The organism is Streptomyces sp. NPDC020192 (assembly GCF_044388685.1).
GTDB lineage: Bacteria > Actinomycetota > Actinomycetes > Streptomycetales > Streptomycetaceae > Streptomyces.
The window spans coordinates 560,230-573,693 of record NZ_JBIRXG010000001.1 but is presented as its reverse complement, the minus strand read 5'-3'; the positions used below and the strand labels follow the sequence as shown (position 1 = coordinate 573,693).

The 13,464-nt window shown below is 72.0% G+C and carries 14 protein-coding genes; 6 read left to right on the top strand and 8 right to left on the bottom strand.

Annotated elements, in window-relative coordinates; translation table 11 throughout:
- The first annotated feature begins 67 nt into the window (after window positions 1–67).
- On the top strand, window positions 68–724 hold the full coding sequence (locus tag ACH47Z_RS02620; protein WP_399069694.1) for a PhzF family phenazine biosynthesis protein: 657 nt from the start codon (window positions 68–70) through the stop codon (window positions 722–724).
- On the opposite strand, the gene ACH47Z_RS02615 is transcribed toward ACH47Z_RS02620, so the two are convergent.
- Together ACH47Z_RS02615 and map are read right to left on the bottom strand one after the other, a co-directional pair.
- Window positions 721–1,368 carry a heme oxygenase (biliverdin-producing) gene (locus ACH47Z_RS02615; RefSeq protein WP_399069692.1) on the bottom strand — a complete coding sequence of 216 codons (648 nt, stop codon included), beginning with the start codon at window positions 1,366–1,368 and terminating at the stop codon, window positions 721–723. The genes ACH47Z_RS02620 and ACH47Z_RS02615 overlap by 4 nt on opposite strands.
- Window positions 1,369–1,465: 97 nt before the next feature.
- Complete coding sequence (map, locus tag ACH47Z_RS02610; RefSeq protein ID WP_399069690.1) at window positions 1,466–2,323, bottom strand: type I methionyl aminopeptidase; 858 nt, start codon at window positions 2,321–2,323, stop codon at window positions 1,466–1,468.
- A gap of 59 nt (window positions 2,324–2,382) precedes the next feature.
- On the opposite strand from map, the gene ACH47Z_RS02605 reads away from it, so the two are divergent.
- Window positions 2,383–2,616 carry a hypothetical protein gene (locus ACH47Z_RS02605; RefSeq protein WP_399069689.1) on the top strand — a complete coding sequence of 78 codons (234 nt, stop codon included), beginning with the start codon at window positions 2,383–2,385 and terminating at the stop codon, window positions 2,614–2,616.
- On the opposite strand, the gene ACH47Z_RS02600 is transcribed toward ACH47Z_RS02605, so the two are convergent.
- Both ACH47Z_RS02600 and ACH47Z_RS02595 read right to left on the bottom strand, forming a co-directional pair.
- Window positions 2,617–3,882, bottom strand: coding sequence for an MFS transporter (locus tag ACH47Z_RS02600; protein ID WP_399070355.1), 1,266 nt, complete (start codon window positions 3,880–3,882; stop codon window positions 2,617–2,619). It abuts the gene before it with no gap.
- Window positions 3,883–3,940: 58 nt separating this feature from the next.
- Window positions 3,941–4,537 (bottom strand): hypothetical protein, encoded by a 597-nt coding sequence (locus ACH47Z_RS02595; RefSeq protein WP_399069688.1) that lies wholly within the window; start codon window positions 4,535–4,537, stop codon window positions 3,941–3,943.
- A 168-nt stretch (window positions 4,538–4,705) separates the two neighbouring features.
- On the opposite strand from ACH47Z_RS02595, the gene npdG reads away from it, so the two are divergent.
- Both npdG and ACH47Z_RS02585 read left to right on the top strand, forming a co-directional pair.
- Window positions 4,706–5,431, top strand: a complete 726-nt coding sequence (gene npdG / locus ACH47Z_RS02590; protein WP_399069686.1) for an NADPH-dependent F420 reductase — start codon at window positions 4,706–4,708, stop codon at window positions 5,429–5,431.
- Between the two features lie 61 nt (window positions 5,432–5,492).
- On the top strand, window positions 5,493–5,711 hold the full coding sequence (locus tag ACH47Z_RS02585; protein ID WP_399069684.1) for a hypothetical protein: 219 nt from the start codon (window positions 5,493–5,495) through the stop codon (window positions 5,709–5,711).
- Here ACH47Z_RS02585 and ACH47Z_RS02580 read toward each other — a convergent pair.
- Window positions 5,701–6,501 carry a site-2 protease family protein gene (locus tag ACH47Z_RS02580; protein WP_399069682.1) on the bottom strand — a complete coding sequence of 267 codons (801 nt, stop codon included), beginning with the start codon at window positions 6,499–6,501 and terminating at the stop codon, window positions 5,701–5,703. The genes ACH47Z_RS02585 and ACH47Z_RS02580 overlap by 11 nt on opposite strands.
- A gap of 132 nt (window positions 6,502–6,633) precedes the next feature.
- Between ACH47Z_RS02580 and ACH47Z_RS02575 the strand changes: the two genes are divergently transcribed.
- Complete coding sequence (locus tag ACH47Z_RS02575) at window positions 6,634–7,179, top strand: Uma2 family endonuclease (RefSeq protein ID WP_399069680.1); 546 nt, start codon at window positions 6,634–6,636, stop codon at window positions 7,177–7,179.
- Window positions 7,180–7,214: 35 nt separating this feature from the next.
- On the top strand, window positions 7,215–10,475 hold the full coding sequence (locus tag ACH47Z_RS02570) for a BTAD domain-containing putative transcriptional regulator (RefSeq protein ID WP_399069678.1): 3,261 nt from the start codon (window positions 7,215–7,217) through the stop codon (window positions 10,473–10,475).
- A 10-nt stretch (window positions 10,476–10,485) separates the two neighbouring features.
- Here the strand turns inward: ACH47Z_RS02570 and ACH47Z_RS02565 are convergent, their stop codons facing one another.
- From ACH47Z_RS02565 to panB, 3 genes are all read right to left on the bottom strand, one after another.
- Window positions 10,486–11,307, bottom strand: a complete 822-nt coding sequence (locus ACH47Z_RS02565) for an ABC transporter permease (protein WP_399069676.1) — start codon at window positions 11,305–11,307, stop codon at window positions 10,486–10,488.
- Window positions 11,304–12,329 carry an ATP-binding cassette domain-containing protein gene (locus ACH47Z_RS02560; RefSeq protein WP_399069674.1) on the bottom strand — a complete coding sequence of 342 codons (1,026 nt, stop codon included), beginning with the start codon at window positions 12,327–12,329 and terminating at the stop codon, window positions 11,304–11,306. Before ACH47Z_RS02560 ends, ACH47Z_RS02565 begins: the two co-directional genes overlap by 4 nt.
- 209 nt (window positions 12,330–12,538) lie before the next feature.
- Window positions 12,539–13,405: a 3-methyl-2-oxobutanoate hydroxymethyltransferase gene (gene panB, locus ACH47Z_RS02555; RefSeq protein WP_399069672.1), complete on the bottom strand. Its 867-nt coding sequence runs from the start codon at window positions 13,403–13,405 to the stop codon at window positions 12,539–12,541.
- Window positions 13,406–13,464 lie beyond the last annotated feature (59 nt).

Here is a 13,464-nt window from a genome sequence, read left to right as displayed (position 1 = left end):
CACCCGCTCCCCGGCGGCGCCCCCGCCTGGCGCGCGCTCGCCGGGGCCGCGATGTTTCAATTCCCCGGTGACTGACTACGACGTACTCCGCGTCTTCTGCGGACCGAACGGCGGCTACGGCAACGAACTCGGCGTCGTCCGCGACGGCTCGGTCCTGCCCGAGCGGAGCGACCGGCAGGCGATGGCGGCCAAACTCGGCTTCAGCGAGACCGTGTTCGTGGACGACCCCGAGCGCGGCGTCATCGACATCTACACCCCCACCCTGCGGCTGCCCTTCGCCGGTCACCCCTGCGTCGGCACCGCCTGGCTGCTCGACGTGCCCGAACTGGTCACCCCCGCCGGAGTCGTCGGCGTCCGGCTGGACGGCGAGTTCAGCTGGATCGAGGCGCGGGCGGAGTGGGCCCCACCGCGCACCCTGCGCCAGTACGGCACGGCGGCCGAGGTCGACGCCCTGGACGTGCCCCCACCGGGGGAGTGGATCTACGCCTGGGCCTGGGAGGACGAGGCGGCCGGCCGGATCCGCGCCCGCGCCTTCCCCGGCCGTGACGACGGCATCGACGAGGACGAGGCCACCGGAGCGGCGGCCCTCCTCCTCACCGACCAGCTGGGCCGCGCCCTGAACATCACCCAGGGCAGGGGCTCCCAGATCCTCAGCGCCCCGCAGCCGCACGGCTGGGTGGAGATCGGTGGACGGGTGTTCCTCGAGCGCCAGCCGGAGCGCTAGGCGCTCAGCGGGAACTCCTCACCCAGAGCCCTGAACACCGCGGTGTTCAGGGCGAACGCCCGCCTGCACTCCGTCACGACCCGCTGCTTCTCCAGGTCGTCCACGGCGATCGCGTCCAGCAGCTCGCGGTAACTCCGCTTGAACGCGGCCGGGTTGGAGAGCCCCTCGAAGACGTAGAACCGAACCCCGTCGCCCTTCCGCGTGAAGCCCCACGTCCGCTCCGCGCTGTCCCGGATGATCTGGCCGCCGGACAGATCGCCCAGATAGCGGGTGTAGTGGTGGGCGACGTAGCCGCCGGGCCATCGCTCGGCGCACTCACGGACCCGGTCCGCGTACGCCCGGGTCGCCGGCAGCGCGGACAGGGTCGCCCGCCAGCCGGCGCCCCGCAGATGCGCCAGGTCCCGCTCCAGCGCCGGAAGCCGGAACAGCTCCGGCCGGATGAACGGCCCCGCCACCGGATCCGAGGCCAGCCGCCCGGCGCCGCTCTCCAGCGCCTCGTACACGAACCACAGCTGCTCGGTGTAGCGCGCGTACGCCGCCACGCCCAGCCGGCCGCCGAGCAGGTCGCTCATGAACGTCGAGGTCTCCGCCTCCACGTGCTGCTCGTGGGACGCGGTGCGGATGAGGGCCGAGAAGGAGTCCATGGGGCCGTCCCTTGCGCATCTTGCCGACACCCTGTCGGTAAAAGTCTACAAGAGAAGGCCCGCCCTCGCAGAGGGCGGGCCAGGGGCGGGGGTGGCGTCAGGGCAGGGTCAGGATCTCCGCGCCCGTGTCCGTCACCACCAGCGTGTGCTCGAACTGGGCCGTCCGCCTGCGGTCCTTCGTCACGACCGTCCAGCCGTCGTCCCACATGTCGTACTCGTGCGTGCCCAGCGTCAGCATCGGCTCGATCGTGAACGTCATGCCCGGCTGCATGACCGTCGTCGCGTGCGGGCTGTCGTAGTGCGGGATGATCAGGCCGGAGTGGAACGAGGAGTTGATCCCGTGCCCGGTGAAGTCCCGCACCACCCCGTACCCGAACCGCTTGGCGTACGACTCGATGACCCGGCCGATGATGTTGATCTGCCGGCCCGGCTTGACCGCCTTGATCGCGCGGTTCAGGGACTCACGCGTGCGCTCCACCAGCAGCCGCGACTCCTCGTCCACGTCCCCGACCAGGTAGGTGGCGTTGTTGTCGCCGTGCACCCCGCCGATGTACGCCGTCACGTCCAGGTTGACGATGTCGCCGTCGTTCAGGACGGTCGAGTCCGGGATGCCGTGGCAGATGACCTCGTTGAGGGACGTGCACAGTGACTTGGGGAAACCGCGGTAGCCGAGCGTGGACGGGTAGGCGCCGTGGTCGCACATGTACTCGTGCGCGACCTTGTCCAGCTGGTCCGTGGTGACCCCGGGCGCGATGATCTTCGCGGCCTCCTCCATCGCCCGCGCGGCGATACGGCCGGCGATCCGCATCGCCTCGATGGTCTCGGGGGTCTGCACCTCCGGCCCGGTGTACGGCGCCGGCGCGGGCTTGCCGACGTACTCGGGGCGGCGGATGTTTCCGGGGACCGAACGGGTGGGGGACAGCTCCCCTGGTACGAGCAGCGACTGGCCAGACATGCCAGCGAGTCTATCCACGCCGACATGGGGGAACATGTCGGTGGCGAGAGGAGCTGTCCATGGCCCTGTTCAAGAGGCGCACCGTCGGCAAGCCGGGCGAGTGGTACTACTGCCTGGAGCACAAGAAGGTCGAGGAGGGCCCGGAGTGCCCGGGCAAGGACCGCTTCGGGCCGTACGCCTCGCCGGAGGAGGCCCGGCACGCGATGGAGACGGCCGCCGAGCGCAACCTCGAGTGGGAGAACGATCCGCGCTGGCACGACGCGCAGGCGGGCGGGAGCACCGAGGACGAGTGATCACGCCTGTACGGCCGCGCGCCGCTCGCGCATGCGGACCGCGTGCTCGTTCGTCCGCGCGTCGTACGACATGAGGCCCGGCAGGCACAGCGCGAGCAGGCCCATGGCGCCCGCGCAGGCCAGGCCGCCGGAGACGACCGAGGTCCGTACGCCCGCCCAGGCCGCGAGGCCGCCCGCGCGGACCTGGCCGAGCTGGGGGCCGACCGAGTAGGACAGCAGCTCGATCCCGGCGAGGCGGCCGCGCAGTTCGTCGGGGATCGTCTGGTTCCACATGGCGGACCGGAAGATCCCGCTGACCATGTCGAAGCCCCCGCCGATGGTCAGGAAGGCCAGGACCAGCCACACGTTTCCGCAGACGCCCGCCGCCGCGACCGCCAGGCCCCAACCCGTGGCCGCCAGCACCACCATCAGGCCGTGCCGGTGCACCCGGGAGGCCCAGCCGCTGGTCAGGCTCACCAGCATCGCCCCGGCCGGGACGGACGCGTACATCAGGCCGAGCGACCAGTCGGCGTGCAGTGCGTCGGCGAGGAACGGCAGCACCGCGAGCGGCATGGCCAGGAACATCGCCGCGAGGTCGACGACGTAGGTACCGAGGAGCTCCTTACGGCTCCACGCGTACCGGGCGCCCTCCAGGACGGCCGTCAGTGAGGGCCTGGAGGCCTCGTGGGAGGCGGGGGAGGGGGCGATCCGCACGATGTACGCCAGCGAGACCGCGAAGGTGAGCGTGTCGGCCGCGTACGCCCAGCCGAGGCCCGCGTAGGCGACGACCACGCCCGCGACCGCCGGGCCGGCGACTCCGCCGACGGTCCAGCGCAGCGAGTTCAGCGAGGCCGCGGCGGGCATGTCGTCGTGGGCGACGATCCGGGGCCAGAGCGAGTCCAGCGCCGGTCGCTGGATCGAGCCCAGGGCGGAGGAGAGGGCGGCGATGGCGTACAGCGGCCAGACCGCGGGGTGCGGGAGCAGGGCGTTGACCAGCAGGACGGCACTCAGCAGACCCTGACCGGCCTCCATCCACACGATGAGCTTCCGCTTGTCCAGCGCGTCGGCGAGAGCACCGCCGTACAGTCCGCAGACGATGAGCGGCAACAGCTCCACGGCCCCGATCGCGCCCACGGCTGCCGCCGAGCCGGTGAGGTCCTTCAGCTGGACGGGGAGCGCGACGAAGGTGAGGAAACTCCCGAAGTTGCTGATCAGCCCTGATGTCCAGAGCCGCCGGAAGTCGGCGGAGGCCTTCCAGGGGGAGAGGTCGGGGAGGAGGTTGCGCAGCACAAGGGGTCATGCTCGGTCGGCCGCGCGCCCCGGGCAACCGTATTTCCGGGTGTGCTCACCAAGGGGCCGGCGGTGGGGCCGTCAGGACCTCGGCCAGTCTCGACAAGCGGTCGCGGAAGCCCCGTTGAGCCCTCGGAGGGCCCCCGTTCTCGCCGGCCGCCGCGCTGACCAGGTGCTGGACGGTGTCCAGGTCCAGCTCCGCCCCCTGCGGCACCGCCAGCGACTCGTGGGCCATCGCCGTCAGCTCGCCCTCGTCCGCGCCCAGCGCCAGCACCGTCACCCCGGCCCGCCGGGCCGAGTGGACACGTTCCAGCAGGGGTGCGGGCTCCTCGGGGGCCACGACCAGCAGGGTCTCACCGCGCCGCGCCCCCTCGATCCGGCCCGGTCCGACGGCCAGGTGGGGCGGGTCACCGGGGCGCGGCCGGTGTCGTACGAGCGTCGGCGCCAGCTCCGGCGTACCCGACCACGCGGCCTCGTCCACCAGATGCGCCGCCAGATGCCACGGCTCGTACTCCGGCGTCCCCACCAGCAGCAGCCCGCCCCCGTGCGCCACCACCGACCCGCGCAGCACCCCCGCGAACCTCCGGGTGGCCCCCAGCCACTCCGTCCCGGCGAGTACTTCGCGCAGCAACGCGACCCGTACGGCGTCCATACGACCGCATACTGCCCCAACCGGCCACTCGCGACCCGGAGTTCACCCGGAATTCCCCCGCCCCGGGGACATCCACCGGTTCACCGGACACGTGTAGGTACAGCACAGCGATGACGACGGGCTCACCTGACCCGGTGCCGTACCCGCCCCGGACGTAGAGTCGGGTCCATGACCTCTACGACCTCTTCCGACAGCTCTTCCGGCACGGCACAGAAGGCCCCCGCCAAGGACCCCTGGGACCTGCCCGACGTCTCCGGGTACGTCGTCGGCGTCCTCGGCGGCACCGGCCCGCAGGGCAAGGGCCTCGCCTACCGGCTCGCCAGGGCCGGCCAGAAGGTGATCATCGGCTCCCGGGCCGCCGAGCGCGCCCAGGCCGCCGCCGGGGAACTCGGCCACGGCGTCGAGGGCGCCGACAACGCCGAGACCGCGCGCCGCAGCGACATCGTGATCGTCGCCGTACCGTGGGACGGCCACGGCGACACCCTGAAGGCCCTGCGCGATGAACTGGCCGGCAAGCTCGTCGTGGACTGCGTCAACCCGCTCGGCTTCGACAAGAAGGGCGCCTACGCGATCAAGCCCGAGGAGGGCAGCGCCGCCGAGCAGGCCGCCGCCCTGCTGCCGGACTCCCGGGTCGCCGCCGCCTTCCACCACCTGTCGGCCGTCCTGCTCCAGGACCCGGAGATCGACGAGATCGACACCGACGTCATGGTGCTCGGCGAGGAGCGGGCCGACGTGGAGATCGTCCAGGCGCTCGCCGGCCGCATCCCCGGCATGCGCGGCATCTTCGCCGGCCGGCTGCGCAACGCCCACCAGGTCGAGTCACTGGTGGCGAACCTGATCTCCGTCAACCGCCGCTACAAGGCACACGCCGGGCTCCGCGTCACCGACGTGTGAGCGGATGGGGGACACTGGTGGGCACCGGCAGTGTCCCCCACCGCACCCGAAAGCGACTCCTATGCCCCCCTTGCCCCCACCCGCCCAGACCCGGCGACTCGCCCTCTACGCCCTGGTCGTCTGCGTCCTCGCCGTGGCCGCCGCCGTCGTCTCCTTCGTCCAGGGCAGCTGGCTGGGGATCGTCTGGGTGCTGCTGGCGGGCCTGTCGTCCAACATGACCTGGTACTACGTCAAGTGTGGCCGGCGGACGGCGGGGCAGGACACGTCCGTCACGGGCTGACGGTGCAGATCTCCGGCGTGCCACGCCAGAAGCGGTACAGCTCCTGGCCGCAGTAGCGGGAGCCGTCGTCGACGCCCAGGCCGCGCAGGATCGCGTCGATCGCGTCGAAGAACACGTTGTTGACCGACGGCACCCACAGCAGCGCGAACACGAACAGCAGGCCGAACGGCGCGAACGGCGCCACCTGCCGCTTCACCCGGTACGACAGCCACGGCTCGATGACGCCGTAGCCGTCCAGGCCCGGCACCGGCAGGAAGTTCAGGATCGCCGCCGTCACCTGGAGCAGGCCCAGGAACGCCAGCGCGAACCGGAAGTCCGCGGGCACCCCGTCCAGCGCGTGCAGCCAGAACGGCGCGGTGCACACGGCCGCGAACAGCACGTTCGTCAGCGGGCCCGCCGCCGAGACCAGACTGTGCTTCCAGCGGCCCCGGATCCGGCCGCGCTCGATGAACACCGCGCCGCCCGGCAGACCGATCCCGCCCATGATCAGGAAGAGCACCGGGAGCAGGATGCTCAGCTGCGCGTGCGTGTACTTCAGCGGGTTCAGCGTGAGATAGCCCTTCGCGCCCACCGTGATGTCCCCGCCGTGCAGGGCGGTGCGCGCGTGCGCGTACTCGTGCAGACACAGCGAGACGATCCAGGCCGCCGTCACGAACAGGAAGATCGCGACGCCCGGCTGTGTCGCGAACCCGGTCCAGGTGGCCCAGCCGGTCACCGCCGTCACGGCCAGGATCCCGACGAACACGGGACTGACCCGGCGGTCGCCGTGGCGGGTGGTGGCGGTGGTCATGGGCAGGGCTCCTGCTGGTGTCTCGGGTGGGCCGGGGTCGACCGTACCGGTGATGTGGGGGGAACGTCCTGCGGAGGGCCAGAGGTTCCTGGTAATCGATAGGCTGTAATCGAGTCGACTGAGGAGGTGGCCATGACGATCGCCGAGGGCTGGGTCGAACTTGTGCAGGACACCATCCATGTGCCAAAGAGCGCGCGCCTCCGGCTGACGAGGAATGGGCTCACTTTGGTACCCGTCACTCAGGCGCACGTGACCACGGCCCGGCGTATCGCCAACCAGATCGAGGCAGGACTGCCCGGTTGGATGGCGACGGGTGAGTTCTCGGTCGTCCCTCCCCGGGAGGGCTACAAGCCGGAGCCCGACGCGTCGGCGCTGCCGTTGGAACAGATCCGTCCGGGCACGAGCGAGATCGACGAGTCGCTGCTGCCCTTCGTGGTCGAGGTCGTGTCGCCGGAGAGCAAGCACCGCGACTACAACACCAAGCCCGACCACTACGCCCTGCGTGGCATCCCTGCTTACCTGATCGTCGACGTCCTGACCGGCACCTGGACGCTCCTGACCCAGCCGGAGAACGGCGCCTACCAGTGCACCCGGTCCGGCCCCTTCGGCAAGGAGATCGAGATCCCCGTTGCCGACCGGACCCTCACCCTCGACTCCTCCCAGTTCATGCGCGTCTGAAACCCGGAAGCGGTGTCCGGTCGTCCCCGGGGACAATGGACACCGTGCGCTATCGGCTCCTCGGCACCACCCAGGCACTCCGCCCCGACGGCACGGCCGTCCCGCTCGGCGGGGCGCGGCTGCGTGCCCTGCTGAGCGTGCTCGCGCTGCGGGCCGGGCGGACCGTGCCCGTCGGGGTGCTCGTGGACGAGGTGTGGGGCGCCGACCCGCCCACCGACGCGGCCGGTGCGCTCCAGGCGCTGGTCGGCCGGCTGCGCCGTACCCTCGGCGCGGACGCCGTCGCCTCCGCCGACGGCGGCTACCGGCTCACCGCCCCCTCCGACGACGTCGACCTCAGCCGGTTCGAGCGGCTCACCGGCGACGGTCTGCGGGCCCTCGCCGACGCCGACCCGGCCAAGGCCGCCGCCGTCCTGGACGACGCGCTCGCCCTGTGGCGCGGCCCCGCCCTCGCCGACCTGCCCGGCCACACCGCCGAGGCGGCCCGCTGGGAGACCCGCCGCCTCGACGCGCTGCGCGCCCGGCACGCCGCCGCCCTCGCCCTCGGCCACGCCGAGCAGACGCTGCCCGAGCTGGCCGCCCTGTGCGACGAGCACCCGCTGGACGAGCCGCTCCAGGCACTGCGGCTGCGCGCCCTGCGCGACGCCGGCCGCCCCGCCCAGGCGCTCGCCGCCTACGAGGACGTACGACGGCTGCTCGCGGACCGGCTCGGTGCCGACCCCGGACCCGAACTACGTGCCCTGCACGGCGAGTTGCTCACCGCGGAGCCACCGCAGAAGGCGCCTGAGCCCCGGTCGGCCCCGGGTAACCTGCCCGCCCGGCTCACCTCCTTCGTGGGCCGGGAAGCCGACATCGAGGCCATCGGCGCCGACCTCGCGGGCGCCCGGCTGGTCACCCTGCTCGGGCCGGGCGGCGCCGGGAAGACCCGGCTGTCTCTGGAGGCCGCCGAGGCGGTACGGCACACCGTCCGGGACGGGGTGTGGCTGGCCGAGCTGGCCCCCGTGGACGACCCCGAGGCCGTACCGCAGGCGGTGCTCACCGCGATCGGCGCCCGTGAGACCGTGCTGCACGGCGCCGGTGTCGAGGGCATGCGCGCGGTCGCCGACCGCTACGACGAACCCCTGGAGCGGCTCCTGGAGCACTGCGCCCGGCGCCGGATGCTGATCATCCTCGACAACTGCGAGCACGTCGTGCAGGCCGCGGCCGATCTGGTGGCCCGGCTGCTGTCCCGCTGCCCGGGGCTGGTCGTCCTCGCCACCAGCCGCGAACCCCTCGGTGTGCCGGGGGAGTTGGTGCGGCCGGTGGAGCCGCTGCCGGAGCCGGTCGCGCTGCGGCTGCTGGCCGAGCGGGGCGCGGCGGCCCGGCCCGGGTTCCGTACCGAGGACGATCCGGACGGCTGCGCCGAGATCTGCCGGCGGCTCGACGGGCTGCCCCTCGCGATCGAGCTGGCCGCGGCCCGGCTGCGCATGCTCACCCCCGGGCAGATAGCCGCCCGGCTGGACGACCGCTTCCGGCTGCTCACCTCCGGCAGCCGCACCGTACTGCCCCGCCAGCAGACCCTGCGGGCCGTCGTGGACTGGTCCTGGGACCTGCTGGACGCGGACGAACGCGACGTCCTCGCCCGGCTGTCGGTCTTCGCGGGCGGCTGCGACCTGGCCGCCGCCGAGGCCGTCTGCGGCCCGGTCGCCCTGGACGCGCTCGGCTCGCTGGTCGACAAGTCCCTGGTCGTGGCCGCCCCTTCGCACGAGGGCGGCATGCGCTACCGGCTGCTGGAGACCGTCGCCGAGTACGCCGCCGAACGGCTCGCCGAGAACGGCCACCGGGGCGAGGCCGAACGCGCCCACCTGGTGTACTACCGCGAACTCGCCCGCGCCACCGACCCGTTGCTGCGCGGCCCCGAGCAGCGCACCGCCATCGAGCGGTTCCAGCTGGAGTACGAGAACCTGCGCACCGCCCTGCGGCACGCCGTCGCCCTCGGCGACGAACAGGAGGCGCTGTGCCTGGTGCTGTCCCTGGGGTGGTTCTGGCAGATGCGTGACCAGCGCGTCGAGATCCGCAACTGGTGCCGGGAGGTCATGGCGCTCGGCCCCGACCCGTTCGCCGAGCCGGTCCGCCCGGCCCGCCCGGTCCGGCAGCGCTGCACCGACACCCCGCCCCCGTACACCGGCGAGCTGCTCGCCGAGGCCCGGCGCGGCGTCCACCTGGCCCATCTCGCCTGCATGGAAACCGAGTTGGAGGCCTGGCAGACGCCCGAGGCGCAGGCCAAACTGCGGGCCGTCACCGAGGTGTACAAGCCCGGCCTGCCGCAGACCTGCCGGGCCCCGGGCATGCTGTGGTTCTTCGCCGAGATACTGACCGGCGGCATGGACCGGCTGCGCCCGATCATGGACGCCACCGTGGAGACCTGCCGGAGCACCCCCGGCTTCGAGTGGGAGCTGGCAGGCGCCCTCCAACTGCGCGCCAACCTGCTCGCCAACCGCACCGCCTGGGCGGGCGACGCCTCCCGTGATGCCGACGAGGCGCTGCAGATCTACCGCCGCCTCGGCGACGCGTGGGGCACCGCCGAGGCGCTGTCCGCGCGCGGCGAGGCCCATGAGCGCAAGGGCGCCTACGCGGCCGCCGCCGCCGACTACCAGGCCGCCATCGCGTACGCCGAACGCCTCGGCGCCCGCGCCCAGATGGCCATCCTGGGCGCCCGGTTCGGCAGTGTGCTCATGGAGCAGGGCGAGCTGGAGCGCGGCGAGAAGATGCTCCGCGACGTCATCGCCAGCCAGGACGGCTCCCTCAACGAGGCGATGCCCGCCGCCCGGCTCTTCCTCGCCTGCTGGCTCGCCGTGTACGGCCGGACCGGCGAGGCGCGCGAGCAACTCCGGCTGCTCCGAGAGGAGTTCGCGATCGCGCACTTCGTGGTCTTCGACGCGATGATCCTCGTCCAGGAGGCCTGGGTGGACGCCCTCGACCGGCTGCCGGAGCAGGCCCTGACCCGGGTCCGTGAGGCGCTGCGGCTGACCCGGGACCCGCTGTCCGAGGCCGTCAGCCCGCACCTGCCCTCCATCTGTCTCTCCGTCGCCGCGATGGCCCTGGCGGAGCGCGGAGAGGCGGGTGCCGTGGCCGGGGCCCGCTGTCTGGGCGCCGCCGACGCCCTGATGCCGCCCGGCCACGCCCCCTCCGGCATGGAGCGCCGGGCGCACGACCTGACCGAGACCCGGATCCGCGAGCGGCTCGACGAGGCCGGGTACGCGGCGGCGTACGCCGAGGGCGGTGGCCTCTCCCTCGCGGAGGCCACCGCCCTGATCTGACGCGCGGGCGTCAGCTCTTCGTACGGAACTTGTGGATGGCGATCGGTCCCATGACCGCCGTGATCGCCACCGACCAGCCCACGGTCACCCACAGATCGTGGGCCACCGGGCCGCCGACCATCAGCCCGCGGGCCGCGTCCGCGAGCGTGGACAGCGGGTTGTAGTCGGTGAAGTGCCGCAGCCAGCCGGGCATCGACCGGGTCGGCGCGAAGATCGAGGAGCCGAACTGCAGCGGGAACAGCACGAGGAAGCCCACGCCCTGCACGGACTGCGCGTTCTTCAGCATCACGCCGAGGGTGAGGAACACCCACATGATCGAGGAGGCGAACAGCGCGGACAGGCCCACGGTCGCGAACAGCCCGCCCCAGTGGTGGATGTGGAACCCGACCAGGACGGCGACGACCATCAGGATGACGGTCGCGAACAGCATCCGCCCCAGCTCCACGGCGATCTTCGCGAACAGCACGGAGCCGCGCCCGATCGGCAGCGTGCGGAACCGGTCCATGACCCCGCTGTTGAAGTCCTGGCTGAACCCGGTGCCGACGCCCTGCGACAGGGTCATGCTCATCATCGCCAGCATGCCGGGGATGACGTACTGCACGTACTGGTCCTGGCCGCCGCCCAGCGCCTGGCCGATCGAGCCGCCGAAGACGTACACGAACAGCAGCGTGAAGACGATCGGCATGAACAGCGCGTCGAACATCGACTCCGGGTCCTGGCGGATCCAGAGCAGGTTACGGCGGACGAGCGCGCCGGTGTGCCGCAGATGCCCGCGCAGCGGGATCCGTACGTCGGCGTCGGTGACAGGAGTGGTTACGGTGGCGGCGCTCATACGGCGACCTCCTCGCGGGAGTCGGCGGGCGTGGTCTCCTGCGGGGCACCGGCGCGGTGGCCGGTGAGGGACAGGAACACCTCGTCCAGGCTGGGCAGTTCGGTGGTGATGGAGGAGATCGTGATGCCGCGCGCGGTGACCGCGCCGACCACGGCGGTCAGCTGCTCGTCGCTGAGGATCGGCACCAGCAGCGTGCCGGTCTCGGGATCGACGGTGGTGGCGGCGAGCCCGGTGATGCCGAGTTCGTCCAGCATGCCGGCGAGGGGCCGCAGCTCCATCGGGTCGAGGGGGCGCACGCGCAGCGTACGACCGCCGACCCGGCTCTTCAGCTCCTCGATCCCGCCGGTGGCGATGACCTTGCCGCGGTCCACCACGGTCAGCTCCGAGGCGAGCTGCTCGGCCTCCTCCATGTACTGGGTGGTGAGCAGCACGGTGACGCCGTCGCCGACCATGGTCTTGACCTCGTCCCACACCTCGTTGCGGGTACGGGGGTCGAGGCCGGTGGTGGGCTCGTCGAGGTAGAGGACGGCAGGCCGTCCGATCATCGAGGCGGCCAGATCCAGCCGCCGCCGCATACCACCGGAGTACGTGCTGGCCGGCCGCTTGGCCGCCTCGGTGAGGGAGAACCGCTCCAGCAGCTCGTCGGCCCGTGCGCGGGCGTCCTTGCGGGGGAGGTCGAGCAGCCGCCCGATCATGTACAGGTTCTCCCAGCCGGGCAGCTTCTCGTCGACGGAGGCGTACTGCCCGGTGAGCCCTATGACCCGCCGCAACTGCCGGGGCTGCCGTACGACGTCGTACCCGGCCACGGTGGCCTGCCCGGCGTCGGGGGTGATCAGCGTGGACAGAATCCGTACGAGGGTGGTCTTGCCGGCGCCGTTCGGTCCGAGCACGCCCATCACGGTGCCCTCACGCACATCCAGGTCGACGCCGTCCAGCGCCTTGGTCTCGCCGTAGTGCTTGACCAGTCCCCGCACCGTCACTGCGTGGCTTGCGCCGACGGGGTTGTCATCGATTCGCTTCATGACGGAGACGGTGCCAGTGTCTGCCGACAAATCACCGACAGGCCACCTACAGCAACCGACAACCCGCCGACGACCACCGAAACCATCAATTGAGGAACCACGGCGGCGAGCAACCACCTCCGCGAGAGCGGCGCCGGTTCAGGCGCAAAAAACGGCAGCCCGCCGACGGGGGAAGATCGGCGGGCTGCCCGGGGTGTTGCCGCAATGGCTCAGTGGACGGAGTGCTCCTCCAGCGGGAAGGTTCCGCCGACGACGTCCTCCGCGAAGGCCTTCACCGCGCTCGACATGACCTCACGCAGGTCGGCGTACTTCTTGACGAACTTCGGGACCCGGCCGGAGGTCAGGCCCAGCATGTCCGTCCAGACGAGGACCTGCGCGTCGCACTCCGGGCCCGCGCCGATGCCGACCGTCGGGATGTGCAGCACGCGCGTCACCTCGGCCGCCAGCTCCGCGGGAACCAGCTCCAGGACGACCGCGAAGGCACCCGCGTCCTGGACCGCCTTCGCGTCCCGCAGGAGCTGCTGGGCGGCCTCCTCGCCCCGGCCCTGCACGCGATAGCCCATCGCGTTCACGGACTGCGGGGTCAGCCCGATGTGGGCCATCACCGGGATGCCGGACTCCACCAGCAGCCGGATCTGTTCGTGCGACCGCTCGCCGCCCTCCAGCTTCACGGCGCCCACCCCGGCCTCCTTCACCAGCCGGGTCGCCGAGCGCAGCGCCTGCACCGGGCCCTCCTGGTACGAGCCGAAGGGGAGGTCGCCGACGATGAGGGCGCGCTGCGTGCCGCGTACGACGGCCGCCGACAGCATGGTCATCTCGTCCAGCGTGACGGGCACGGTCGTCTCGTACCCGAGGTGGCAGTTGCCCGCCGAGTCCCCGACCAGCATGACCGGGATCCCGGCCTCGTCGAAGACGGACGCGGTCATCGCGTCGTAGGCGGTGAGCATGGGCCACTTCTCGCCGCGTTCCTTGGCGAGGGCGATGTCGCGAACAGTGACACGGCGTGTGCCCTTCCCCCCGTACAGCGCCTTGCTGCCGTCGGAGGGCTTTGTCTGGGCAGCCGAAAGCTGCGTCATGGCAACGGCTCCTTCAGTCATCTCGAGGCGCCCTGACGGCGTCCCCGGATCGTCTCCAT

Coding starts and splice junctions, on each gene's coding strand:
- ACH47Z_RS02615 (WP_399069692.1), bottom strand. CDS start 1,368: ATGGACTCCTTCTCGGCCCTCATCCGCACCGCGTCCCACGAGCAGCAC.
- map (WP_399069690.1), bottom strand. CDS start 2,323: ATGTCTGGCCAGTCGCTGCTCGTACCAGGGGAGCTGTCCCCCACCCGT.
- ACH47Z_RS02605 (WP_399069689.1), top strand. CDS start 2,383: ATGGCCCTGTTCAAGAGGCGCACCGTCGGCAAGCCGGGCGAGTGGTAC.
- ACH47Z_RS02595 (WP_399069688.1), bottom strand. CDS start 4,537: ATGGACGCCGTACGGGTCGCGTTGCTGCGCGAAGTACTCGCCGGGACG.
- npdG (WP_399069686.1), top strand. CDS start 4,706: ATGACCTCTACGACCTCTTCCGACAGCTCTTCCGGCACGGCACAGAAG.
- ACH47Z_RS02585 (WP_399069684.1), top strand. CDS start 5,493: ATGCCCCCCTTGCCCCCACCCGCCCAGACCCGGCGACTCGCCCTCTAC.
- ACH47Z_RS02580 (WP_399069682.1), bottom strand. CDS start 6,501: ATGACCACCGCCACCACCCGCCACGGCGACCGCCGGGTCAGTCCCGTG.
- ACH47Z_RS02575 (WP_399069680.1), top strand. CDS start 6,634: ATGACGATCGCCGAGGGCTGGGTCGAACTTGTGCAGGACACCATCCAT.
- ACH47Z_RS02570 (WP_399069678.1), top strand. CDS start 7,215: ATGGACACCGTGCGCTATCGGCTCCTCGGCACCACCCAGGCACTCCGC.
- ACH47Z_RS02565 (WP_399069676.1), bottom strand. CDS start 11,307: ATGAGCGCCGCCACCGTAACCACTCCTGTCACCGACGCCGACGTACGG.
- ACH47Z_RS02560 (WP_399069674.1), bottom strand. CDS start 12,329: ATGAAGCGAATCGATGACAACCCCGTCGGCGCAAGCCACGCAGTGACG.
- panB (WP_399069672.1), bottom strand. CDS start 13,405: ATGACGCAGCTTTCGGCTGCCCAGACAAAGCCCTCCGACGGCAGCAAG.